The following is a 25,112-nucleotide window of genomic DNA, read 5'->3' as shown; positions in this document are numbered from 1 at the left end:
GCGCGATCGTCAATCCGAGAAGGGCGGCGCCAGGAGCGAATCCCGCACGGCCGCGACGAGGTCGAGGGCGACCGGGGAGGGGCTGCGCTGGGGCGGAAACACGGCCGCGAACTCGAACTCGATCCGGGGTACGAAGGGGCGCAAAACCACCCCGCGGCCCTCGAATTCCCGCGCCGTGAACGGATCGGAGATCGACACGCCGATTCCGGATGAGACCAGCCCGCAGATGATCTCCGACAGGGCGGTTTCGATCCTGAGGATCCGCCGCACCCCGTCGCGGTGGAAGGCCTGGTCGACGAGGTGGCGCCCAGTCGAGCCGGCGGTGAGCGACACGAAGGTCTCGCCCTCGAAGTCGCGCGGCCCGAGCACGGCCTTCTCGGCCAGCCGATGGCCCTCCGGCAGCACAGCCACCCGGGCGACCGCGGGCAGGCGCCGGCTCGGCACGCCCTCGTGGGCGATCGGCACCTCGGCGAAGCCGACGTCGCACTGGTTGTTCGTCACCCAGTCGACCACGATCGGCGAGATCACCCCGAACAGCGACAAATTCAGGTTCGGCCGCTCCTTCAGGAAATGCCCGGTCAGCCGCGGCAGGTAGCCGTTGGCGAGCGCCGGCAGCGCCGCGACCCGCAGGAATCCGGTGCGCCGGTTGCGGATCTCCTCGGCCGCCGCCCCGATCCGCTCCAGCCCGACGAAGGAGCGCTCGACTTCCGTGTAGAGCGCGGTCGCAGCGGCGGTCGGGACGAGACCGGTGCCGCGCTTCTCGAACAACGGCATGTTGAGGAGCGCCTGGAGGTCACGCAGGAGCCGGCTCACCGCCGGCTGCGTCACCCCCATCAGGGCGGCGGCCTCGGTGACGCTGCCGGTGAGCATCGTGGCGCGGAAGGCCTCGACCTGCCGCAGGTTGATCCGTGCCATCCGGCCTCCTCCTGTTTCAAACCATAACATTTCGACATGAAGCGCGTGCCATTTCGCATTGGACGATCGCGGATCGGCCCGGCACCTTTTTGCCTATCGGCGCGCCATGGAACATTCTTGTGCAGTGCCGCATCGCGTCCGCGAGAGGAGACAGGTCCTTGGTGAAGCAGCTCGGCCTCCTGACCGCCCTCGGCCTCACGGCCCTGGCGACCTCGCTCGCTCCCGCAGCGGCGCAGCAGACGACGCTCTACGTCGCCGGCTACGGCGGTTCGTTCGAGAAGACGATCCGCACCGAGGTGATCCCGGCCTTCGAGAAGGCCAACAACGTCAAGGTCGAGTACGTCGCCGGCAACTCCACCGACACGCTGGCGAAGCTCCAGGCGCAGAAGGGCAACCAGCAGATCGACGTCGCGATCGTCGATGACGGCCCGATGTACCAGGCGATCCAGCTCGGATTCTGCGACAAGATCGAGGGCGTGCCGACCGGCGACCTCTACGACCTCGCCCGCTTCACCGACGACAAGGCGGTGGCGACCGGCCTCGTCGCCACCGGGCTCATGTACAACACCAAGGTCTTTGCAGAGAAGGGCTGGGCGCCGCCGACCTCCTGGAACGACCTCAAGGACCCGAAATATCGCCAGAAGCTCGTCATCCCGCCGATCAACAACACCTACGGGCTCAACGTCCTGGTGATGCTGGCGAAGATGAACGGCGGCAGCGAGAAGAACGTCGATGCGGCGTTCAAGATCTTCAAGTCCGAGATCAACCCGAACGTGCTGGCCTACGAGCCGTCGCCCGGCAAGATGACCGAGCTGTTCCAGTCCGGCCAGGCGGTGATCGCGGTCTGGGGCACCGGCCGGGTGCAGGGCTTGGCCAATACCGGCTTCCCGGTCGATTTCGTCTATCCGAAGGAGGGCGCGGTGGCGCTCCTCACCGCCGCCTGCCCGATCGCCAAGCCGAAGGGGTCGCCACTCGCCAACGCCTTCATCAAGGCGCTGCTCGATCCCAAGGTGCAGCTGACGATGCTGAAGGAATACGGCTACGGCCCGGTGGTGAAGACCGTCGAGGTGCCGCCGGAGATCGTCAAGATGGCCCCCGTCGGCGCCCGCGCCGCCGCCCTCTACACGCCGGACTGGACGGTGGTGAACGAGAAGCGCGAGGAGTGGACGAAGAGGTGGAATCGGGAGGTCGAGCGGTAGGTCGGCCGGGATCCGTAATACGCAAATATTGTCGAATAAATCGCGGGATCCCCTCTCCCGTGTGGGAGAGGGGTAGGGGCGATCGAAGATCGCGCGAGGGTGCTACGGTTCTAAGTCCGGCACTTAGCGTCGAGCTGCCAGCACGATGGTCTGAGCTTCACACTGAAGCGTGTCACCCTCACCCCCGGCCCCTCTCCCACACGGGAGAGGGGGGGGGCCGCGCCTCTTCTTCCCCCGGACAGCCCCGGATCTACGCATGACCTCGAATCCCCGCTCCGCCGCGCCGCTCCTCGAGCTCGAGCACGTCGCCAAGGCCTTCGGCAGTCACGTCGCGGTCGAGGATTTCAACCTCGCGGTGGCGCCCGGCGAGTTCGTCTCGTTCCTCGGCCCGTCGGGCTGCGGCAAGACCACGACGCTGCAGATGATCGCCGGCTTCCTGGCGCCCTCCCGCGGCACGATTCGCCTGGAGGGCCGCGACCTGACGCAGGTCCATCCCGCGAAGCGCGGCCTCGGCATCGTCTTCCAGAGCTACGCGCTCTTCCCGCACATGACGGCCGCCGAGAACGTCGCCTTCGGCCTCGAGATGCAGCGCATCGGCAAGGCGGAGCGCACCGAGCGGGTCCGGGCGGCGCTGGCGATGGTGGGCCTCGCCGGCTACGAGGACCGGCATCCGCGCCGGATGTCCGGCGGCCAGCAGCAGCGGGTGGCGCTCGCCCGCGCCCTCGTCATCCGCCCGAGCGTGCTGCTCCTCGACGAGCCGCTGTCGAATCTCGACGCCAAGCTGCGCGAGGAGATGCAGATCGAGCTGCGCCAGATTCAGCGCAACCTCGGCACCACCACGATTCTCGTCACCCACGACCAGACCGAGGCCTTGTCGCTCTCCGACCGGATCGTCGTGATGAGCAAGGGCCGCATCGAGCAGATCGGCACGCCGCAGGACACCTACGAGCGACCTAGCTCCGCTTTCGTCGCCCAGTTCCTCGGCAAGACCAACGACTTCTCCGCCCGGATCGAGGGCGCGTCGCCCGCCCGGATCGTCGCCGGCGGCTGGAGCGCGCCGGCGCCCGTGGGCCTGCGCGGCCCGGTGACGATCAGCGTCCGCCCGGAGCGGATCGGATTCTCGGAGACCGGCCTGCCGGGACGGGTGTCCGCCCGCATCTTCCAGGGCAACCACTGGCTCTTCCAATGCGAGACCGAGTGCGGCCCTGCGATCGTGGTGCGCCCCAATGACGGCCTCGCCCAGCCCGGCGAGGGCGAGGCGGTGCGCCTCGCCTGGCGTCCCGAGGACATGAGCCTGCGCGCCGGAGCCGCCGCGTGAACGCCACCGCGACCACGACCCTTCCCACCGCCCCATCGACGACGGCCCCGGAGCCCCGCGCCAGCCGCGCGCCGCTCTGGCTGATCCTGCCGGCCGTGCTGCTGTTCGTCGGCATCGTGCTGGTGCCGCTGGCGATGACGGTGCTGCTCTCGTTCCACGATTGGGGCCAGTACAAGGGCATCGAGCCGGTCCTGATCCTGAAGAACTGGCAGGAGGTCGCGACCGACCCGTACTACGCCGAGATGTTCGCGCGCACGCTCCGCATCGCGCTGATCACCACCCTTTTCACGGCTCTGCTGGGCGCGCCGGAGGCCTACATCCTCAACCGGATGAGCGGGCGCTGGCGCGGCATCTTCCTGCTGCTGATCCTCGGGCCGCTCCTCATCTCGGTCGTGGCGCGCACCCTCGGCTGGGCGCTCCTGTTCGGCGGCTCGAACGGGCTCGCCAACAAGCTGCTGATGTCGCTCGGCCTGATCTCCTCGCCGCTGCCGTTCCTGTTCACCGAGACCGGCGTGGTCATCGCGCTCGTCCACGTGATGATGCCGTTCATGGTGCTGTCGGTCTGGGCCGCGCTGCAGCGCCTCGACCCTCAGGTCGAGCACGCGGCGATGTCGCTCGGTGCCGGTCCCGTCACCATCATCCGCCGCATCGTCCTGCCGCAGATCATGCCGGGCGTGCTGTCGGGCGCGATCATCGTGTTCTCGCTCTCGGCGAGCGCTTTCGCCACCCCGGCGATCATCGGCGGGCGCCGGCTCAAGGTTGCGGCGACGCTCGCCTACGACGAGTTCCTCAACACGCTGAACTGGCCGCTCGGCGCCGCGGTGGCGGTGCTGCTGCTGGTCGGCCTCGTGCTGATCGTCGTCGGCGCCAATGCGCTGGTCGAGCGGCGCTACGCGGAGGTCTTCAAATGAGCCGCAACGGCCCCCTCGCGCTCGCCTTCCACGGCCTGTTCGTGACCTTCATGCTGGCGCCGATCGTCGTCGTCTGCCTCGTCGCCTTCACGCCGGAGGGGTTCCTCTCGCTGCCGACGAACGGGTTCTCGCTGCGCTGGTTCCGGGCGATCGCGGACTACCCCGAATTCGTCCACGCCTTCTGGGTCAGCCTCGGGCTCGGCGCGCTGTCCTCATTCATCGCGCTCCTCTTCGCGGTGCCGGCGGCGCTCGCGCTCACCCGTTATCCGGTGCCGGGCCGCAGCGCGCTCCAGGCCCTGTTCCTTTCGCCGCTGATGATCCCGCACGTGGTGCTCGGCGTCGCCTTCCTGCGCTTCTTCACGGCGCTCGGCCTCGGCGGCACCTTCCTGGCGCTGCTCGCCGCCCACATCGTCGTGGTGTTCCCGTTCGCGTTCCGGCTGACGCTGGCGGCTGCCGCCGGGCTCGATCCGTCGGTGGAGCGGGCGGCGGTGTCGCTCGGGGCCGGCGGGTTCACGCTGTTTCGCCGGGTGACGCTGCCGCTGATCCTGCCCGGGGTGGTGAGCGGCTGGGCGCTCGCCTTCATCCAGTCCTTCGACGACCTGACCATGACGGTCTTCCTCGCCGCGCCCGGCACCGAGACGCTGCCGGTGCGCATGTTCCTCTACATCCAGGACAACATCGACCCGCTGGTGACCTCGGTCTCGGCCTGCGTGATCGCCGTCACCATGGTCTGTCTCGCCATCCTCGACCGGCTCTACGGCCTCGACCGCGTGCTCGCGGGCAAGGGCAGCCACTAAAGAGCCAGCGCCGGCGCACAGGAGTTCACATGTCCAAGGACTACGACGTCGCCGTCGTCGGCGGCGGCCTGCTCGGCTCGGCCATCGCCTGGGGCCTCGGCCGGCTCGGGCAACGGGTGGCCGTCCTCGACGAGGGCGACATCACCAAGCGCGCCTCGCGGGCGAACTTCGCCCTCGTCTGGGTGCAGAGCAAGGGCCTCGGGATGCCGGCCTATACCGGCTGGACCGTGCGCGCGGCGAAGAGCTGGGCGCAGCTTGCGTCAGCCCTTCGCGAGCAGACCGGGCTCGACGTCGCGCTGCAGCAGAACGGCGGCTTCCACCTCACGCTCGGCGCGGACGAGTACGACCGCCGCGCCGACCTCGTCGCCCGGATGCACAACCAGATCGGCGCTGCCGATTACGAGATGGCGATGGTCTCCCGGGCGGAGGTCGAGCGGACCCTGCCGGGCATCGGCCCCGAGGTCTCCGGCGGCAGCTACTGCCCGCTCGACGGCCACGTGAACTCGCTGCGCACCTACCGGGCCTTCCACGCCGGGCTCAAAAGCTTCGGCGTCGATTACCTGCCCGAGCGGCCGGTCTCTGCCATCACCCGCGAGGGGGACGAGTTCCGTCTGACGACTCCCGCCGGCGAGGTCCGCGCCGCCAAGGTGGTGCTCGCCGCCGGCAACGCCAACCAGGCGCTCGCCCCGATGGTCGGCCTCTCGGCGCCGATGGGTCCGACCCGCGGCCAGATCGTCGTCACCGAGCGCACGCAACCCTTCCTGCCCCACCCGCTCTCGACCCTGCGCCAGACCGACGAGGGCACGGTGATGATCGGCGACAGCAAGGAGGACGTGCTCGACGACCGCTCCATGCGCCAGGGCATCAACGCCGTGATGGCCGACCGGGCCCAGCGCACCTTCCCGCATCTCGCCCGGCTCAACGTGGTGCGCAGCTGGTCCGGCATCCGGGTGATGCCGCGGGACGGTTTCCCGATCTACGACCAGTCGGATACCCATCCCGGCGCCTTCGTCGCCTGCTGCCACTCGGGCGTGACGCTCGCCTCCAACCACGCCTTCGAGATCGCCCGGATGGTGGCGGGGGGCCGCCTGGAGGAGGAGTTGGTCGGGGCGTTCACGGCGAAGCGGTTCGAGGCCGCCGAGGCGAAGACCGGCAGCGGGTATTATTGAGAGCTGTTTTCAGCACGAGCGACAGTCGTCGGCCGCGACGGCTCCCACCCCACAGGGTCATCCCGGGGCTCGCCGCAGGCGAGAGCCCGGGATCCAGAACCTCAGTTCCGAGAGAATCGAGCGGAACGCTATCCGCCCCTTCTGGAAACATCCGCGGCTCTGGATTCCGGGCTCCGCTGCGCGGCCCCGGAATGACGCGGAGGGTGGCAGTACCGTCAGCCACCCCGACAACCACCGAGATACCACGAGGGCCCCGGGCCCGGAGACGCCCATGTTCAAGCGATCCGACCACGACACCAGACCGATCGTCCGCATCCTCGTCGAGGGCGCGACCGTCGAGGCGCGGGCGGGCGACACCGTGTCGGCCGCTCTGCTCGCCTCCGGCCGCGACGTGCGCCGGCTCACCGCGGTCAGTGGGGCGCCGCGGCTGCCCTACTGCATGATGGGGGTGTGCTTCGACTGCCTCGTCACCATCGACGGGGTCGGCAACCGCCAGGGCTGCCTCGTGCCGGTGGAAGACGGCATGCGCATCGAGATCCAGAAGGGCAAGCGGGAGATCGGCCGATGACCAGCGCACCGACGATCAAGGGACCTCTCCGCGACGCCTACGACGTCGTGGTGATCGGCGCCGGCCCCGCGGGCCTCGCCGCCGCCGCCACCGCCGCCAAGGCCGGCCTCACGGTCCTGCTCCTCGACGAGAATGCCGGCCCCGGCGGCCAGGTCTGGCGCGCCATCACCTCGACGCCGCTCGCGGATCGGAAACAGCTCGGGTCCGATTTCTGGAGCGGCGAGGAATGGGTCCGGGCCCTGCGCGCGGGCAGCGCCGAGGTGATCCACCGCGCCACGGTCTGGAGCCTCGACAAGGCGCTCGAGATCGGCGTCTCGGTCGGCGGCGGCTCGGCCTTCGTGAGCGCGCGGCGGGTGATCCTGGCGACCGGCGCACTGGAGCGCCCGTTCCCGATCCCGGGCTGGACGCTGCCCGGCGTGATGACCGCCGGCGCGGCGCAGACGATGCTGAAATCGTCCGGCCTGGTGCCGGACGAGGCGACGGTGATCGCGGGCCAAGGGCCGCTGCTCTGGCTCCTCTCGGCGCAGATCCTGCGCCTCGGCGGCCGGATCGACCGGATCCTCGACACCACCGACCGGCGGAACGTCGTCGGCGCCATGCCGCACGCGCTCGCCTTCGCGACCTCGCCGTATTTCCGGAAAGGTCTCGCGCTGATGCGCGAGGTGCGCGCGAAGGTGAAGGTCGTCTCCGGCGTCACGGAGTTGGCCGCGCGAGGCGAGGGGAGGCTTACCAGCGTCACCTACAAGGTGGGTGCGCGAGAGGAGACCCTGCCGGCCTCGCTGCTCCTCCTGCACCACGGCGTGGTGCCGAACGTCAACCTCGCCATGGCGGCGGGCGTCGAGCATGCCTGGGACGACGTCCAGCTCGCCTGGCTGCCGGTGCTGGGGAAGGACGGCGCGACCTCGGTCGAGGGGATCGCGGTGGCGGGCGACGGCGCCGGAATCGGTGGCGCGGAGGCCGCGGCGCTGCGCGGCCGGCTCGCGGCTTTGGCGGCCGTCGAGGCCCTGGCGCCGGCAGCCCTCTCCAAAATCGAATCGGCGGCGAGCGTGCGGGCCGAACTCGTCCGGGCCGAGCGCGGCCGGCCGTTCCTCGACCTGCTGTTCCGGCCAGGCAAGCAGTTCCGCATCCCCGCCGACGACACGATCGTCTGCCGCTGCGAGGAGATCACCGCCCGCGACATCCGCGAGGCGGTCGCCATCGGGGCGACCGGGCCGAACCAGCTCAAGGCCTATCGCCGCACCGGCATGGGCCCGTGCCAGGGCCGGCTCTGCGGCCTCACCGTCACCGAGCTGATGGCCGAGGCGCGGGGGAAGACGCCGCAGGAGATCGGCTACTATCGCCTGCGCGCGCCGGTGAAGCCGATCGCGCTGTCCGAGCTCGCCGCCCTGCCGAAATCGCAGGCCGAGACCGAGGCGGTGGTGCGCGGATGACCCTGCTCGCCGACGCCATCGTGGTCGGGGGCGGGATCCACGGCTGCTCGACCGCGCTCCATCTCTGCCGGGCCGGGCTCAAGCCCGTCCTGATCGAGAAGGATTATGCCGGCCGCCACGCCTCGGGCGTCAATGCCGGCGGGGTGCGCCAGCTCGCCCGCCACGTCGCCGAGATTCCGCTCTCGATCCGCTCGATGGACCTCTGGGAGCGCATCGGCGACCTCGTCGACGACGAGTGCGGCTTCGAGAGCCACGGCCAGGTTCTGGTGGCCGAGGACGAGGGCGAACTCTCGGCCTGCCGCGAGCGCGTCGAGGACCTGCAGGGCCGCGGCTTCACCCACGAGGAGCTGATCGACGGGGCGGAACTGCGCCGGCTGGTGCCGGCGGTGGCCGAGACCTGCCCGGGCGGCGTCGTCTCGCGCCGCGACGGCGCGGCCCAGCCCGCCCGCACGGTGGCGGCGTTCCGGCGCAAGGCGGAGAGTCTCGGCGCCATCGTGCGCGAGGGCGAGCCGGCCCGGAACGTGCGCCGGGAGGACGGGCTGTGGCGGGTCGATGTCGGCGCCGACACCTATGCGGCGCCGGTCCTCGTCAACGCCGCCGGCGCCTGGGCCGGGCGCATCGCCGAATCCCTCGGCGAGCCGGTCCCGGTCGAGACCGTGGCGCCGATGCTGATGATCACCTCGAAGGTGCCGCACTTCATCGATCCGGTGGTGATCCTGCGCGGCCGCAAGCTGTCGTTCAAGCAATTTGCCAACGGCACGGTGCTGATCGGCGGCGGCCACCTCGCGGTGCCGGACCAGGAGAAGGGCACGACGGTGCTGAACTGGCGGCGCCTGTCCGAGAGCGCCCGCACGGTGTTCGAACTCTTTCCCGTCATGCGCGACGCGACGATCCTGCGCGCCTGGGCGGGCATCGAGGCCAAGATGAAGGACGACCTGCCGGTGCTCGGGCCGAGCGCCCGGCATCCCGGCCTCTATCACCAGTTCGGCTTCTCGCTGCACGGCTTCCAGCTCGGGCCGGCGGCGGGCGCCGTCATGGCCGAGCTCATCGTCGAGGGCGGCACCCAGACCCGGATCGGCGCGCTCGGCATCGAGCGCTTCCGGACCTGAATCCCAAGGAGACTCCGATGACCATCACCCGCCAGATCCGCACCCCGATCATGCACCGCGCCGTCGAGGTCAACGGCCTCGTCTTCGTCGGCGGCACCATCGCGGACGACACCTCGGTGTCGATGGGCGCCCAGACCGAGAACATCCTGGGCAAGATCGCCGGCTACCTGAAGGAGGCCGGGACGGATGCCTCGCGCATCGTCGCCGCCACGATCTTCGTGACCGACCTGTCGCACAAGAAGGAGATGGACGCCGCCTGGACCCGCTTCTTCGGTGACGACCTGCCGGCCCGTGCCACCGTCGGCGTGGCGGATCTCGGCGGCGGCGCGCTCATCGAGGTCGTGGTGACGGCGGCCAAGGGGTAGGGCGGTCCGCCCAGAGCCTCATCCCGGGACCCTGTTTGCCTGGAGGGACCGGGGTGAAGCCCGCCATCGTCATCCCGGGGCCGCGCAAGCGGAACCCGGGATCCATAACCGCTGACAGTTGAGAATGAAGCGGAGGACGTCCCGCTTCGTCCGGAAGCATCAGCGGTTATGGATCCCGGGTTCTCGACTTCGTCGAGCCCCGGGATGACGCGGAGGGTGGAGACATGGCTGAGATAATCAAGATAGAATTGAGTAATTATATAATATAATTGTAGCGATGTCTGCGCTGTCAACTGACGCACAGATCATCTAAATCTAAATATATATCTAGAAATCTTGTTCTGATCGCGCCTGTATCGTGAGGTGTCGGCTGCGCCACGATGCACGAGACTGCGGCGCGCGCATGCCCCACGACCGGCCGTCCGCACGCGCATCTGCCGCCGCCACGGCCCGGTCCATCGCCGGTGCGAGGATCGCGCGGGCACGCTGTCGCCCCGTCCGGCGGCCGGCAAAGCGCCCGCCAGGGTTGCAGTGCGGAGGGGCCGGCCAGCGCCGGAACGGTATCGACACGCCGGCCAGCTTGCGCGCCCGCCGCACCGGCTTTGCTGTAAGGCCTACACCGCCCGATGCAGGAAAATTCTGACTTAAGCGATTTTCCCGAATCTGGAAATGACAATTTTACGAACGTTTTCGAATCACTATAGATCTAACTAGGCAGTCTTATCCGAGACATCGTGTCAAGGGCGACGTGTATTTTAAAATCTCGCTTGACGTCTCGTGACGAGATTTCTATCGAGCAAACATCAGATCAGCAGAAATGCCGGGGCGGACGCATGTCGTCGAGCGGAGCGGTGAACTCTGAGCCGATGGGCGCGTGTCTTGCCGGATCGACCTTGTGCGAGGCGCTGGCGGCGAGCGCGACGGCTGAGGCCGGCATCGTCTTCGTGGCGGCGAGGCGGCGCACGACGCGATTGTCTTACGCCGACCTGCTCGACCAGGCGCGGCGCCGGGGCGGGGATTTCCTGCGCCAGGGCGTCCGGCCCGGCGACGAGGTGATCATCGCCACGGACAACCAGCGCGTGTTCGTGGTCGCGTTCTGGGCCTGCCTCCTCAACGGGTTCGTGGCGGTGCCGGTGGCGGCCCCGGCGAACGATGAGGGCGCGCTGAAGCTCGCCCGGATCTGGACCGTGCTGGCGCGGCCCTGGCTCGTCGCGGATGGCCCGGTCGCCGAGCGGGTCGCGCCGTTGCTCGACCGGTTCGAGCCGGAGGCGCGGACGCGGCTGGACTCGCTCGCCGCGCGCATCCTGGCGACGCCCGATTCCAGCCTCGACGGCGAGCCGGCGCCGGTCCGGCCGGCGGCCCCGGACGACGTCGCCTTCATCCAGTTCTCGTCGGGCTCGACCGGCGCCCCGAAGGGCGTGACGGTGACCCACGCCAACCTTCTCGCCAATTGCGACGGGATCTGGCGCGACATCGGGGCGGCCGCCGAGACGCACCGCTTCGTCAGCTGGATGCCGCTGACCCACGATTTCGGCATCATCTGGTTCCACATCCTGCCGGTGGTCCGGGGGCTCGAGCACGGGCTGATCCCCACCAAGCTGTTCGTGCGCAGCCCGATCGTGTGGCTCCAGGCCGCCTCCGACCTGCGGGCGACGGTGCTCGGCGGGCCGAACTTCTCCTACCGGCACCTGCTCAAGTTCTGGGAGCCGGACCGGCCGCGCGACTGGGACCTGTCGGCGGTGCGGATCATCGTCAACGGCGCCGAGCCGATCGCCGTCGATCTCGCGGCGGAGTTCGTCGCCGCCCTGGCGCCGTTCGGCCTCGGCGCGGACGTCATGACCCCGGCCTACGGCCTCGCCGAGGGCACCCTGGCGGTCACGCTGACGCCCTGGCACGCGCCCCTGCGCCGGGTCGCCCTCGACCGCCGCCGGGTGAGCCCCGGCGATGCCGTGGTCGAGGTCGCTCCCGGCTCGCCCGACGCCGTCACCTTCGTGTCTGTCGGCGCGGCGGTCGCCCACGTGGCCTTGCGCATCGCCGACGAGGCCGGAGCCGTCTGCGGCGACGGCGTGGTCGGCCGCATCCAGATCCGCGGCGCCAGCGTCACCGCCGGCTACTACCGCGATCCGGCGGCGACCCGGGCGGTCATCGCCGCGGATGGCTGGCTCGACACCGGCGATCTCGGCTTCACGCGATACGGCGAACTGGTGATGACCGGCCGGCGCAAGGACATCCTCATCGTCAACGGCGTCAACTACTACCCGCAGGACATCGAGCGGGTGGTGGGCGGGATCGATGGCCTCGACCTCAACATGGCGGTGGCCGGTGCCGTCCCGATGACGGAAGGGGGATCCGAGCGCGAGGGCGTCGCGGTCTTCGTGCTCCACCGGCGGGACGCGGCCGACTTCGCGCCGCTGGCGCGCCGGATCCGCGACCGGGTCCTGCGCGAGATCGGCATCCCGGTCGACATCGTCGTGCCGGTGAGCCGGATCCCGAAGACGACGAGCGGCAAGGTCCAGCGCTTCGACCTCGTCCGGCGCTACCGCGCGGGCGACTTCGCCGCGGCGCTGGCCGCGATGGCGGCCGCCGAGGCGGGAGACGACGAGGGGGAGGGCTTGCGCGAATCCTGGCGCCGGGGCGACCGCCCGGCCCTCGTCGCAGCGCTCGCGGCCCTCGCCCACCGGCTGGTGCCGGGCGACGCCCCGGATCCGGAGCGGCCGCTGATGGAGGGCGGCCTCACCTCCCTGCGGCTCGTCGAGCTGGTGCGGCGCCTGAACCGGGCGCTCGGCCTCGACCTGCCGGTGACTCTGGTCTTCGAGCAGCCGAGCCTGGCGGCCCTCGCCGACGCGCTGCTGGCGCGGGAGCCGGCTCCCCGGGCCGACGCGCAACCCGCCCCCACCGCCGGTCGCTCGAGGATCGTGATCGCCGGGCTCGCCTGCCGCCTGCCCGGCGGCGTCGAGACGCCGGAGGCGTTCTGGGACCTCCTCGCGGCGGGGCGCGACGCCACCGGACCGGTCGCCCCCGGCCGCTGGCCGGATTTCGACAAGAGCCTCGTCGCCACCGACCGCGGCGGCTACCTCGCCGACATCGAGACCTTCCCGCACCGGTTCTTCAACCTGACGCAGGTCGAGGCGGAGCTGGTCGATCCCCAGCAAAGACTGCTGCTGATGACCGCCTGGGAGGCGGTGGAGCGCGCCGGCCTCGATCCGCAGGGGCTGAAGGGCAGCCGCACCGGCGTCTTCGTCGGCATCGGCCCAGGCGACTACGTCCAGGCCCAGGCCCGCTCCGGGCGCCTCGCCGAGATCGGCCCCCACGCGGTGCTCGGCAGCACGCCGAGCGTCGCGGCCGGGCGGATCGCCTACGTGCTCGGCCTCGAAGGACCGGTCCTCGCGATCGACACCGCCTGCTCGTCCGCTCTCGCCGCCCTCCACCTCGCGGTGCGGGCCCTGCGGGCCGGCGAGTGCGAGCGGGCGATCGTCGCGGGCGTCAACCTGATCCTCGGGCCGGAGCTGCATGTCGGCTTGAGCCGCATGAAGGCGCTATCGCCCCATGGCCGCTGCCGCGCCTTCGATGCCGGCGCGGACGGCTACGCCCGCGGCGAGGGCTGCGTCGCCCTGGTGCTCGCCCGCGCCGACGCGGTGCCGGCCGGCCGCGCCCTGGCGATCATCGCCGGCAGCGCGGTCAGCCATGACGGCGCCTCGAACGGGCTCACCGCCCCCAACGGCGCCGCGCAGCGCGCGGTGATCGCCGCCGCCCTGGCGGATGCCGGCCTGACGCCCGACGCGGTCGATTACGTCGAGGCGCACGGCACCGGCACGCCGCTCGGCGACCCGATCGAGGCGATGGCGCTCGCCGAGGCCTACGGCGCCGGCCGGACGGAGCCCCTGCCGATCGGCTCGGTGAAGACGAATCTCGGCCATCTGGAGGCCGCCTCGGGCCTCGCCGGCCTCGCCAAGGTCGTGCTCGCGCTCCGCCACGGAAGCCTGCCGGCCTCGCTGCACTTCGCGGCGCCCAACCCGCTCATCCCGTGGTCGCGCCTGCCGCTCGAAGTCGTCGCCGCGGAGCGGCCCTGGCCGGAGGCGGAAGGGCGGCCCCGGCGGGCGGCGGTCAGCGCCTTCGGCATGAGCGGGACCAACGCCCATGTGATCGTGGAAGATGTGATCGTCGAAGACCTGATCGTTGAAGAGGGTGCGCCCGCGGGCGGGACGGACCGGCCCGCCCTGCTGGCGCTCTCGGCCCGCACGCCCGACGAGCTGCGGGCGCTCTCGATGCGCTACGCCGAGACCCTGGCGGGGGCGGATGCCTCACGCCTGCACGACCTCGCCGCCACCGCCGCCCTCGCCCGGGCGGCCTTCCCGCACCGCCTCGCGGTGGTCGGGCGCGAGCCGGCCGCCGTGGCGGAGGCGCTGCGGAGCCGCGCCGTCCCCGATTCCGCGCCGAGCGAGCGCCCGCGCCTCGTGTTCCTGCTGCCGGGGCAGGGCGCGCAGAGCCCGGCGGCTCTGCGCCACGTCTACGACCATGAGCCCGCCTTCCGGGCGGCCATCGACGCCGCCGACCGGGCCCTCGCCGGCCGGCTCGACCACCGCCTCGCCGACCTCCTCACCCGCGAGGACGCGGCCGCTTTCCTGGCGCGGACGGCCTACGACCAGCCGGCCTCCGTCGCGGTCTCCCTCGCCATGGCGGCTGTCTTGCGCAGCTGCGGCGTCGAGCCCGACGCGGTGGTGGGCCACTCGGTCGGCGAGATCGCCGCGGCGGCGATCGCCGGCCTGCTCGACCCGGACGACGCGGTGCGATTCGCCGCCGACCGGGGCGCCGCGATGCAGCTTTTGGCCCCCGGGGCGATGCTCGCGGTCCAGGCCCCCGAATCCGTGGTGCAGGCCGTGGCGGCGCGGACCGGCGCGGCCATCGCCGCCCGCAACGCCCCCTCGCGCACGACCCTCGCGGGGTCCGAGGCCGCACTCGCGGCGGCCGAGGCGATGCTGCGGCAGCAGGGCGCGCGGGTGAGCCGGCTCGATGTCGCTCACGCCTTCCATTCGCCGCTGATCGCCGGGGCGCTGCCGGAGATCCGGGCGCTCGCCGCCGGCCTCGACTGGCGCCGGATCCGCGGACGGCGCGACGGCCCCGTCATGATCTCGACCCTGACCGGTGCGCCCGTGGACACGGACGCCCTGCGCGATCCCGAGCACTGGGCCGAACAGGCCTGCGCCCCGGTCGCCTTCGCGGACGCGCTCGCGGCGGCGGGCGAGGGGATCCTCCTCGATCTCGGCTCGCGCCCGGTCCTGGCGCCCCTCGCCGCCGAGGCCCGGCCCCGCGCGCGGATCCTCGCGATCAGTGACGCGCGCCGGCCGGACGAGCGGATCCTCGACACGATCGCCGCCCTGTTCGAGGCCGGCGCGCCGGTCCGCTGGCGCGGCGTCTTCGCCGGGCGGCCCGGCCGCGTCGCCGACGCACCGACCACCCCGTTCCTCGGCCGCACCCGGGTGCTGCCCTCCAGCCGCCCGGAACCCGCGCCGGCCGCGCCCGAATCCGACGAATCCTCCGCAGCCAAGCTCTCCTCCGCGATGCCCCAGCCCGCCCGTTCCCCGGCCCCCGTCTGCGAATCCGACGGCGAGGAGGTCGCCCGCACGATCCGCAGCATCCTCAAGGGCCTCGCCGGGCTGCGGCCGGAGGAGGTCGTGCCGGGGGTCAACTGGTTCGGCCTCGGCCTCGATTCGCTGCTGATCGTCCAGCTCCAGCAGGCGCTCGGCCGCCACTACGCGATCGACCTGCCGCTGGCGGAGGTGATGGAGCACGGCGACACCCTGGAGCGGCTCGTCGCCCTGGTGGTGCCGCGCCTGGCGCGGCCGGCGGTGCCCGCCGCCCCGGCCGCCGCGGCGCCCGCCGCGCCGATCTCCGTCATGCAAGCCCCCGCCGCGCAAGCCCCCGCCGCGGTGGCGTCCGCCGGCGTCGAAGGCCTGCTCGCCCGGCAGATCGACGCGATGAGCGCGCTGTTCCAGCAGCAGATCCAGCTCATCCAGGGCGGCGCGCCGGTGCAGCCCGCCCCAGTGCCCGCCGCGCCCGTGCCGGAGCCGGTGCGCGAGGCCGCCTCGGCCGAGCGGACGCCCGCGCGGGAGATCAAGGGCCTGTTCAAGGCGCTGCCCGGCCGGCGCAAGGAGGTCGATCCGGCGCAAGGAGCCCACGTCGCCCGGCTCACCGCCGCCTACAACGCCCGCACCCGCGCCTCGAAGGACCATACCGCCCGCCACCGCGGCGTCTACGCCAATCCCCGGGCGGTGATCGGCTTCCGGCCGGAATGGAAGGAGCTGACCTACCCGCTCCACGTCGAGCGGGCTGCGGGCGCCCATGTCTGGGACCTCGACGGGCACCGCTACGTCGACATCACCATGGGGTTCGGCGTCACCCTGTTCGGGCACAACCCGGATTTCGTCCGCGTCGCCCTGGAGGCGGAGATCGCCGCCGGCTACCCGGTCGGTCCGCAGACCGCCCGGGCCGGCCGCGTCGCCGCGCTGATCCGCCGGATGACCGGCGTCGAGCGGGTGGCCTTCTTCACCACCGGCAGCGAGGCCGTGATGGTGGCCCTGCGGCTCGCCCGGGCGAAGACCGGCCGGCGCCGGATCGCGATCTTCACCAACTCGTATCACGGCACCTTCGACGGGCTGCTCGCGAGCGGCTGGAGCGACGGCGCCCGCGCCACCACCCTGCCGGTCAGCGACGGCACGCCCCAGGGCATGGTCGAGGACGTGATCGTGCTGCGCTACGGCGACCCCGAGGCGCTCGACACCCTGCGCCACCACGCCGCCGACCTCGCGGCGATCGTGGTTGAGCCGGTGCAGAGCCGCGATCCGAGCGTCCAGCCGCGGGACTTCCTGCACGCCCTGCGGGCCCTGACTCTCGAATCCGGCACCGCGCTGATCTTCGACGAGACGATCACGGGATTCCGCGTCCATCCGGGCGGGGCGCAGGCGCATTTCGGCGTCACGGCCGACATCGTCACCTACGGCAAGGTCGTCGGCGGGGGCCTGCCGATCGGCGTCGTGTCCGGCCGTGCCCACTACCTCGACGCGGTCGACGGCGGCGACTGGCAGTACGGCGACGACAGCGGGCCGACCGCCCGCACCGCCTTCGTCGCCGGCACCTTCAACAACCACCCCCTGACCATGGCCGCCGCCGAGGCGGTGCTGACACGCCTCGAATCCGAGGGCCCGGCGCTCCAGGAGCGCCTCAACGCCCGCACCATGGCCCTTTGCGCCGAGCTGAACGCCCTCTTCGCGGAGGAGGAGGTGCCGATCCGGATGGTGCAGTTCAGCTCGCTGTTCCGGTTCGAGTTCTCCGGCGACACCGAGATCCTGAACTACCACCTGCTCAACGAGGGGGTGTTCGTCTGGGAGGGGCGCAACTGTTTCCTCTCGGCCGCCCATGACGAGGCCGACCTGCGCCACATCGTCGAGGCGGTGCGCCGCGGCCTCGCGGCGATGCGCGCGGACGGCTGGCTGCCGCCCCGCGGCACCGGCCGGCCTCGCCAACTCGAGAAGCAAGTCGAGAAGCAAGCCGAGAATTTCGCCGAGACCCCGCCGGTCGAGGATCTGTCGCTCTCCCGCGGACAGGGCGAGATGCGTGCCCTGATCGAGGCGCGGCCGGAATCGAGCCTCGCCTACAACGAGATGGTGGCGCTCGCCCTCGACGGTCCCCTCGACGAGGCGGCGCTCGGTGCCGCGCTGCGGGCGCTCGCGGAGCGCCACGAGGCCCTGCGCTGCATCGGCCTCGACGACCGCGCCTGGTACTCCGCCGCGGCGCTGGCGCCGGTCCTGACGACCGAGCCGGTAAGCGACGACGACGCGGCGGTGACGGCGCGGCTCGCCCGCGACCTCGGCACACCGTTCGACCTCGAAAACGGCCCGCTCCTGCGCGCGCTGCTGCTGCGGCGGGGAGCGCAGCGGCACGTCCTCGCCCTCACCGTGCACCACATCGTCGCCGACGGCTGGTCCCTCGGCCTGATGGCGACGGAACTCGCCGAGCTCTACGCCGCCGCCCGGGAGGGCCGGCCCGCCGCCCTGCCGCCCGCGACCTCGTTTCGCGCCTTCGTCGCCTGGAGCCGGCGGCAGGCGGCGGACGAGACCTCCTTCGACGCGGCCGAGCCGGTGCTGCTGCCGGCGCCGCCCGGCCCGCGGCGCGCCAGCTTCCGGGGCGGGCGCATCCACCGGCGCCTGACCGGCGCGGAGGCCGACCTCTACGGCCGGGCGAAGCGTTTCGCGCAAGGGCAGGGCGTCAGCCCGTTCACGGTCCTGCTCGGGGCCTACGCCCTGCTGCTCGGGCGCCTGTCGGACCAGCGCCGGCTCACGATCGGGGTGCCGGTCGCCGGCCACACCGAGGCGGCGATGCCGGTGATGGTCGGGCCGGCTTCCGCCATCCTGCCGGTGACGGTGGCGCTGTCGCCCGGGACGTCCTTCACCGCCCTGGTGGCGCAGCTGCGCGCGACCCTGGCCGGCCAGCAGCGCGCGGCGGCCTCGCTCCTGACGCCGGGCGGGCGGCGCGGCCCCGACGTCACCGTGCTGTTCAACCTCGACCGCGGATTCCGCCTCGCCTTCGACGGGCTCGCCCTCGCCTGGCTGTCGCCGCCGGTGGCGCATCCGAAGAAGGATCTTTTTCTCAACCTCCTCGAGCTGAACGGCGAGGCGCTGATCGACCTCGACTATGACGGCGAGGTCGCGGATGCCGCGACCGCCCGGCGCTGGCTCGCGAGCTACCTCGCCCTGCTCGATTCAGCCCTGCGCGATCCCGACGCGCCGCTGGCCGGCTTGTCCCTCTCGCCCGAGGACGTGGCCGCGCAAGGGCGGATCGGCGAGACGCGCACCCGCGACGGCTTCGGGGCGCCGGCCGGCATCGGCGTCCTGGCGCCGGTCGAGATCCGCCGGGACGGCGCCTGGCACCCGACCGGCCGGCTCGGGCGCCTGCGCGCCGACGGGAGCATCGAGGATCTCGGGCCTCGCGACCGCTTCGCCCGCGGCCGCGCCGGCTGGATCGACCTCCAGGCCACCGCGACCGTGCTCGCCGAGCATCCGGCCCTGCGCGAGGCCGTCGTCGTGGCGGATGACCATTCCCGCCGCGCCTGCGTGACCGCCCGCGGGGCGGCGCCGGATCCGCGGGCGCTCGCCGCCTACGCGGCTTTGCGCCTCGTCCCCGCCGCCCGGCCCGACGCGATCGTGGTGGTGGACGCCATCCCCCGGCGCGCCGACGGCAGCCCGGACCGCGCGGCGCTCGCCGCCATCCCGGCCGCGCCCGCCGCCGCCGTGCCGCCGCGGGGCGAGGACGAGACCCGCATCGCCCGGATCTGGGCCGACCTGCTCGGCCTCGACGCGGTCGGCGCCACCGACAGCTTCTTCGATCTCGGCGGCCACAGCCTGAAGGCGCTGGCGATGCTCGCCCGCATCGAGCGGGAGACGGGCCGCAGCGTCAGCCTGCGGGCGTTCTTCGAGGCCCCGACCGTGGCGGGCCTCGCCGCCCGGCTCGACCGCGGCGCCGGCCGCGCCCCGATCCCGCGCCATTCCGGGCCCGGCCCGGTCCCGGCCTCGAACGCCCAGGCCCGGCTGTGGATGCTGGACCGGATCGATCCGGGCCTGACCGCCTACACGATCGGCTTCGCGCTCTGCAGCCCGGCGCCCCTCGACGCTACCGCCCTGCGCGCGGCCCTGCACCGTTTGGGCTCGCGCCACGAGAGCCTGCGCACCGCGCTCACCGAGCGCGACGGCCTGCCGGTCCAGACCGTGCTGCCCGAGCCGCTCCTCGTGCTGCACGAGGAGGACGTCGCCGGCCTCGACCCCGAGGCGATCGCCGGGCGGATGCGGGCGCTCGCCGCCGAGCCGTTCGACCTCGCGGCCGCGCCCCTGTGGCGGGCGGCGTGGCTGCGCGGCGCCGCGGACGGCGACCGCCTCGTCGTCCTGATCCACCACGCAATCAGCGACGTGTGGTCCCTCGGAATCCTCGTCCGCGACGTCCTGGCGCTCTACGGCGCGGCCATGCGCGGGGTGCCGGACCGCCTGCCGGCTCTGCCGCTGCAATACCGCGACTACGCCGCCTGGGCGGCGTCCCGGCCCGATTCCCACCTCGCATACTGGACCGGGCGGCTCGCCGGCGCGCCGCGCACGGAATTGCGCCCCGATCACCCGCGCCCGGCGGTCAAGACCTTCGCGGGCGACCACGTCACCGTGGACGTCCCGGTCGCGACGGCGGCGGCGCTGAAGGCGCTGGCGGCCATTCACGGCGCAAGCGCCTTCGCGGGCACCGTCGCGGCGCTCTACGGCCTCGTCTGGGTCGAGACCGGGAGCCGCGACATCGTGCTCGGCACCGTGACGGCCGGGCGCGACCACCCGGCACTCGCCGACCAGATCGGCTTCTTCGTCAACACCCTGGCGCTCAGGGCCGTTCTCGATCCCGAGGCCGGCTTCACCGCCGTGCTGGGGACGGCCCGCGACGCCCTGATGGGGGCGCTCGCCCACGGCGACACGCCCCTCGACCGGGTCGTCGAGGCCTTGGGTCTCCCCCGCGATCCGTCGCGCAACCCGCTCTTCGAGATCGTGGTGGTGATGGACGACCGCGACGGGATCGGCCGGGTGCTCGGCGCGTCGGGCTTTGGCCTGGAGGAGATCGACACGCCGACGGCGCAGTTCGACCTCACCCTCTACGTCACCGAATGCGCGGATGCGTCCCTGCGCATCAAGGCGACCTACAACACCGACCTGTTCACGCGTGCGCGCATCGCGGCGCTGATGGAGCGCCTCGTCCGGCTGATGACGGCGGCCGCCGCCGATCCGGAGGCGCCGGTCAAGGCCATCGCCGGTGGCGAGGCCGCGGACGGCCCGGAGGCGCCGACCCCGCACCAGGAACGGCTCTGGTTCGTCGACCGCTTCGAGCGCGGCGTGCTCTATCCGGCCGGCCCGACCTACTACAACATGCCGGCGATCGTCCGGGTCGCGGACGGGCTCGACCCCGCCCGTCTCGCCGAGGCCGCCGCCCGCTTGGCGGCCCGGCACCCGGTCCTGCGCAGCGCGATCGCCACCCGCGACGAGCGTCCGGTCGTGATCTCCCACGCCGGCGCCGTGCCGCCGGTGACGCTGATCGAGGCCGCGCCCGGGACCGCGCTTGCCGCCCTGGAGGAGGCGAGCCGCGTCTCCTTCGATCTTGGCGAGGCGCCGCTCGCCCGGCTGACCCTGTGCCGCGAGACGAATTCTGACACGGCGCAGTGGCTCGCGCTCACCGTCCATCACGCGCTCGCCGATCCGGCCTCCCTCGCGCGGCTGTTGCGCGAGCTGGAGACCCTGTACCGGGACCCGCAAGGATCCCTGCCGCCCGCCCCCGGCTTCAAGGCCTGGGCCGCCCGCGAGCGCGACTCCGCCGATCCGGCGCAGGCCGCCGCCTGGCGCGACCGGCTCGCCGGCGTCGCCGCCCTGGTGCTGCCGACCGACCGGCCGCGCCCGGCGATCCACACCTACACGGCGGGCGCGACCGGCGGCACCCTCGCGCTGGCCGGGATCGACCGCCTCGCCGAGGCGCTGGGGGTGACCCGCGCCGACATCCTCGGCGCCGGCTACCACGCCCTGCTGCACCGCCTGTCGGGCCAGGACGACGTGATCGTCGGCGAGACCTGGCGCCCGGACGCTGCCCGGGAGGTCGTCGGGCCGGCGACCAACCTCCTGCCCCTGCGCCTGCGCGTCGACGGGGCCGAGAGCTTCGCCGACCTCGTCCGGCGCCGCGCCGGCGAGGCGGCCGCCGCCCGGGCGCAGGGCGCGCTCCCCTTCGACCGGATCGTGCTGGCGGTGAAGCCGCGCAACGACATGAGCCGCACGGCCCTGTTCGACGTGCTGTTCCACTATGCCGAGCCGGAGGCCGGAGCGTGGGAGCCGGTCGAGACCGGCCTCGGCTGGGGCAAGTACGACCTCGTCCTGTCGGTCGCGGGCGGGGACAAGGAAGCGACGACGCGCCTCGTCTTCAACCGCGACCTGTTCGACCAAGAGACCGGCCGGCGCATCCACGACCGCTTCGCGCAGCTCCTCGCCGCCGCACTGGCGGCCCCGGACCGGCCGCTCGCCGACCTCGACCTGATGCTGCCGGGCGAGCGCGCCGCCCTGCTGGTGCGGGCGAGCACGATCGCCGAGTATCCCCGGACTCTGACGCTGGTCTCGGCCTTCGCGGCGGTGGCGGCCCGCCACGGGAGCCGCAAAGCCGTCACCGACGCGGGCGGAGACGTCACCTATGCCGACCTCGACCGGGATTCGGAGCGCCTGGCGCGGCACCTGCTTGCCCGCGGCGCCGCGCCCGACCGCTGCATCGGCCTCCTCGTCGAGCGGTCGCGGTCGATTCCCCTCGGCCTCCTCGGCATCCTCAAGGCCGGGTCCGGCTACCTGCCGCTCGATCCCGCCTACCCGGAGGAGCGCTGCCGCTTCATGGTGGCGGATTCCGGCGCCGCGCTGATCGTGGCGGACGCGCGCCACGCCGACCTCGCCCGCCGCCTCGGCGCCGAGGTGGTGGTGCTGGAGGAGGCGGTCGCGGACGAGCCGCCCGCCGGCGTGGACCTGCCGGCGGTCCGGCCCGAGCACCTCGCCTGCGTCATCTACACCTCCGGCTCGACCGGCACGCCCAAGGGCTGCATGATCGAGCACCGCAACGTCGTGCAGCTCCTCTTCCACGATGGTCTGCCGTTCGCCTTCGTCCCGGACGACGTCTGGACCCTGTTCCACTCCGCCTGCTTCGACTTCTCGACCTGGGAGATATACGGCGCGCTGCTGTTCGGCGGCCGGCTCGTCGTGGTGCCGCAGGCGACGGCGCGCGAGCCGGATTCCTTCCTCGATCTCCTCGCCCGCGAGGGCGTCACGGTCCTCAACCAGACCCCGACCGCCTTCTACGCCCTGATCGAGGCGGCGCGGCAGCGCTCGGACCTGCGGCTGCGGTTACGGGAGATCGTGTTCGGCGGCGAGGCGCTGCAGCCGGGCCGGCTCGGCCCCTGGCGCGACCTCCACCCGCAGGCCCGCCTCGTCAACATGTACGGCATCACCGAGACGACGGTGCACGTGACCTTCCGGGAGATCGGCGCGGCCGAGATCGCCGACGGGCGCAGCGTCATCGGCGGGCCGCTGCCCTCCTACGGCGTGCTGCTGGTCGGGCCCGACCTGGGCTTGTGCCCGGAAGGGATCGCCGGCGAGATCCTGGTCTCCGGCCACGGCGTCGCCCGCGGCTATCTCGGCCGGCCGGAGCTGACGGCGGAGCGGTTCGTCGCCCATCCCGACCTGCCCGGGCAGCGTCTCTACCGCTCGGGCGATCTCGGCCGGCTCGGGCCGGATGGCGGCCTCGTCTATCTCGGCCGCATCGACGACCAGGTGAAAGTGCGGGGCTTCCGCATCGAGCTCGGCGAGATCGAGCGCCGGCTCGTCGCTCATCCGCGGATCCGCGACGCCGCCGTGACCGCCGACGGCGACGCCCTGACCGCCTACCTCGTCGCCGACGGGCCGGTCGGCCGCGAGGCCCTGGTCCACGACCTCGCCGACCGGCTGCCCGACTACATGATCCCGGCCCGCTTCCTGCGCGTCCCGGCGATCCCGCTGACGCCGAACGGCAAGGCCGACCGCCGGCGCCTCGCCGTGGAGGGCGGGGCCGGCCTCGAGGCCGAGGCGGGGGTTGTGCCTCGCACGCCGCTGCAGCGCGCCGTGGCGCGGATCTGGGGCGAGGTGCTGAGCCTTCCAGAAATCGGGCTGGAGGACAACTTCTTCACCCTCGGCGGCCACAGCCTCAAGGCCAACCAGGCGGTCGTTCGCCTGCGCCAGCGCCTCGGCGCGCGGCTCGACCTGCGCGACTTCTTCAGCGCCCAGACGCTCGCGGTTTTGGCCGACCTGATCGAGCGGCGGGGCCTCGATCCCGCCGGCGGCCTCGCGCCGGCGCCCGACGCCCCGGACCACGCCCTGTCCTTCGCCCAGCGCCGGATGTGGCTGCTCCAGGCGATGGAGCCGGGCGAGGTCGCCTACAACATGGTCGGCGCCCTGCTCGTCGACGGCCCGGCCGATCTCGACGCGCTCGCCCGCGCCTTCGCCGCTTTGGTCGAGCGCCACGAGATCCTGCGCACCCGCTTCGTCCTGCGCCAGGGCGAGCCGCGGCAGGTCGTCGATCCCGCGCCGGAATCGGGCCTGGTCCTGTTGCGGGACGCGGGCGGGGCGGGGGCGGTCGACCGGCTGCTTAACGCCGAGTTCCGGCACGTCTTCGATCTCGCCGCGGGAGGCCTCGTGCGGGTCCACCTCGTCGCTGCGTCCGGGGGCCATCCGGCGGCCATCGTCCTCAACCTCCACCACATCGTCGCCGACGGCTGGTCGGTCACCGTGATGCTGCGCGACCTCGCCGTGCTCTACCGGGCGGCGCTCGCGGCGCTGGGGGCCGATCCCCTCGCGACCGCGGACCTGCCGCCCTTGCGGATCCAGTTCAAGGATTTCGCCGCCTGGCAGCAGGAGCAGGTCGCCGGGCCGTCCCTGGCGGCAAGCCGCGCCTATTGGCTGTCGCGGTTCGAGGACGAGGCGCCGCCGCTCGCCCTGCCGGCCGACCGGCCGCGCCCGCCCCGGGGCCGCCGCGCCGGCGCCATCGTCCCGCTCCCCCTCGGGGCGGCGCTCAGCCGGGACCTGCGCGACCTCGCCCGCCGGCACGATGCCAGCCTGTTCGCGCTGCTCGCCGCCATGGTGCGGGTGCAGCTCGCCCTGCTGTCGGGGCAGGACGACGTCACGATCGGCACGCCCGTCGCCGGCCGCAACCTCCTGGAGCTGGAGGACCAGATCGGGTTCTACCTCAACCTCCTGGCCCTGCGCGGCAGCGTGGCGCCCGACGACACGATGCGGGACGTGCTGCGGGCCGAGCGCGCCCTGGTCCTCGACGCCTTCGCACACGATGCCTACCCGTTCGACCTCCTGGTGGAGGACCTCGCCCGCCCGCCGGAGCCGGGGCGCCAGCCGCTCTTCGACGTGCTCCTGATCCTCCAGAACAACGAGCCGGTCGTGCTCGACCTCGCCGGCAGTACCGCGCGGCCGCTCACCGACACCAGCATCAGCGCCAAGTACGACCTGAACTACATGGTCGAGGGCGAGGACGAGCTGACCCTGCTGCTCGAATACGCCGCCAACCTGTTCGACCCCGGCACCGCCCGGTCGATCGCCGAGGATTTCGCGACGCTCGCCCGGGCGGCGGCGGCGGACCTGAGCGTCACGGTCGGGCAGCTCGGGCTCCTCGTGCGGCGCGACGCACCCATCCCCGGGATCCTCGCCGCCGCCCATGGCGCCGAGGCCGTCGACCACGCGGACGGGTGGTAGGC

Annotated in this window: 11 protein-coding genes; 10 read left to right on the top strand and 1 reads right to left on the bottom strand. The window is 72.6% G+C overall.

Annotated elements, in window-relative coordinates; translation table 11 throughout:
- Positions 1 to 9: 9 nt before the first annotated feature.
- Positions 10 to 915, bottom strand: a complete 906-nt coding sequence (locus ABZT49_RS17670) for a LysR substrate-binding domain-containing protein (RefSeq protein WP_355287580.1) — start codon at positions 913 to 915, stop codon at positions 10 to 12.
- Between the two features lie 161 nt (positions 916 to 1,076).
- Between ABZT49_RS17670 and ABZT49_RS17665 the strand changes: the two genes are divergently transcribed.
- From ABZT49_RS17665 to ABZT49_RS17620, 10 genes are all read left to right on the top strand, one after another.
- The gene (locus tag ABZT49_RS17665) at positions 1,077 to 2,114 is read left to right on the top strand and encodes an ABC transporter substrate-binding protein (RefSeq protein WP_355287578.1); all 1,038 of its coding nucleotides are present in this window, start codon (positions 1,077 to 1,079) and stop codon (positions 2,112 to 2,114) included.
- Between the two features lie 256 nt (positions 2,115 to 2,370).
- Positions 2,371 to 3,432, top strand: coding sequence for an ABC transporter ATP-binding protein (locus ABZT49_RS17660; RefSeq protein ID WP_355287577.1), 1,062 nt, complete (start codon positions 2,371 to 2,373; stop codon positions 3,430 to 3,432).
- 80 nt (positions 3,433 to 3,512) lie between these two features.
- A complete protein-coding gene (locus ABZT49_RS17655) occupies positions 3,513 to 4,343 on the top strand; it encodes an ABC transporter permease (RefSeq protein ID WP_355287626.1) in 831 nt (276 codons plus the stop codon).
- Positions 4,340 to 5,140 carry an ABC transporter permease gene (locus ABZT49_RS17650; RefSeq protein WP_355287575.1) on the top strand — a complete coding sequence of 267 codons (801 nt, stop codon included), beginning with the start codon at positions 4,340 to 4,342 and terminating at the stop codon, positions 5,138 to 5,140. Before ABZT49_RS17655 ends, ABZT49_RS17650 begins: the two co-directional genes overlap by 4 nt.
- Positions 5,141 to 5,169: 29 nt before the next feature.
- Positions 5,170 to 6,309, top strand: coding sequence for an FAD-dependent oxidoreductase (locus tag ABZT49_RS17645; protein WP_355287573.1), 1,140 nt, complete (start codon positions 5,170 to 5,172; stop codon positions 6,307 to 6,309).
- 271 nt (positions 6,310 to 6,580) lie between these two features.
- On the top strand, positions 6,581 to 6,877 hold the full coding sequence (locus tag ABZT49_RS17640; RefSeq protein WP_093568563.1) for a (2Fe-2S)-binding protein: 297 nt from the start codon (positions 6,581 to 6,583) through the stop codon (positions 6,875 to 6,877).
- Positions 6,874 to 8,307 carry an FAD-dependent oxidoreductase gene (locus ABZT49_RS17635; RefSeq protein ID WP_355287571.1) on the top strand — a complete coding sequence of 478 codons (1,434 nt, stop codon included), beginning with the start codon at positions 6,874 to 6,876 and terminating at the stop codon, positions 8,305 to 8,307. Before ABZT49_RS17640 ends, ABZT49_RS17635 begins: the two co-directional genes overlap by 4 nt.
- Positions 8,304 to 9,416: an FAD-dependent oxidoreductase gene (locus ABZT49_RS17630; RefSeq protein ID WP_355287569.1), complete on the top strand. Its 1,113-nt coding sequence runs from the start codon at positions 8,304 to 8,306 to the stop codon at positions 9,414 to 9,416. The genes ABZT49_RS17635 and ABZT49_RS17630 overlap by 4 nt, the downstream gene beginning before the upstream one ends.
- Before the next feature lie 17 nt (positions 9,417 to 9,433).
- Positions 9,434 to 9,781 (top strand): RidA family protein, encoded by a 348-nt coding sequence (locus ABZT49_RS17625; RefSeq protein ID WP_355287568.1) that lies wholly within the window; start codon positions 9,434 to 9,436, stop codon positions 9,779 to 9,781.
- An 851-nt stretch (positions 9,782 to 10,632) separates the two neighbouring features.
- Positions 10,633 to 25,110, top strand: a complete 14,478-nt coding sequence (locus ABZT49_RS17620; RefSeq protein WP_355287566.1) for a non-ribosomal peptide synthetase/type I polyketide synthase — start codon at positions 10,633 to 10,635, stop codon at positions 25,108 to 25,110.
- Positions 25,111 to 25,112 lie beyond the last annotated feature (2 nt).

This window comes from Methylobacterium sp. EM32, assembly GCF_040593685.1.
Taxonomy (GTDB): domain Bacteria; phylum Pseudomonadota; class Alphaproteobacteria; order Rhizobiales; family Beijerinckiaceae; genus Methylobacterium.
Note: the sequence above shows the minus strand (reverse complement) of the source record. Positions and strands in the feature narration are given on the sequence as shown.

Bases quoted from the DNA above. Each gene is read 5' to 3' on its own strand.
- ABZT49_RS17670 (WP_355287580.1), bottom strand. From the start codon at position 915: ATGGCACGGATCAACCTGCGGCAGGTCGAGGCCTTCCGCGCCACGATG.
- ABZT49_RS17660 (WP_355287577.1), top strand. From the start codon at position 2,371: ATGACCTCGAATCCCCGCTCCGCCGCGCCGCTCCTCGAGCTCGAGCAC.
- ABZT49_RS17650 (WP_355287575.1), top strand. From the start codon at position 4,340: ATGAGCCGCAACGGCCCCCTCGCGCTCGCCTTCCACGGCCTGTTCGTG.
- ABZT49_RS17645 (WP_355287573.1), top strand. From the start codon at position 5,170: ATGTCCAAGGACTACGACGTCGCCGTCGTCGGCGGCGGCCTGCTCGGC.
- ABZT49_RS17640 (WP_093568563.1), top strand. From the start codon at position 6,581: ATGTTCAAGCGATCCGACCACGACACCAGACCGATCGTCCGCATCCTC.
- ABZT49_RS17635 (WP_355287571.1), top strand. From the start codon at position 6,874: ATGACCAGCGCACCGACGATCAAGGGACCTCTCCGCGACGCCTACGAC.
- ABZT49_RS17630 (WP_355287569.1), top strand. From the start codon at position 8,304: ATGACCCTGCTCGCCGACGCCATCGTGGTCGGGGGCGGGATCCACGGC.
- ABZT49_RS17625 (WP_355287568.1), top strand. From the start codon at position 9,434: ATGACCATCACCCGCCAGATCCGCACCCCGATCATGCACCGCGCCGTC.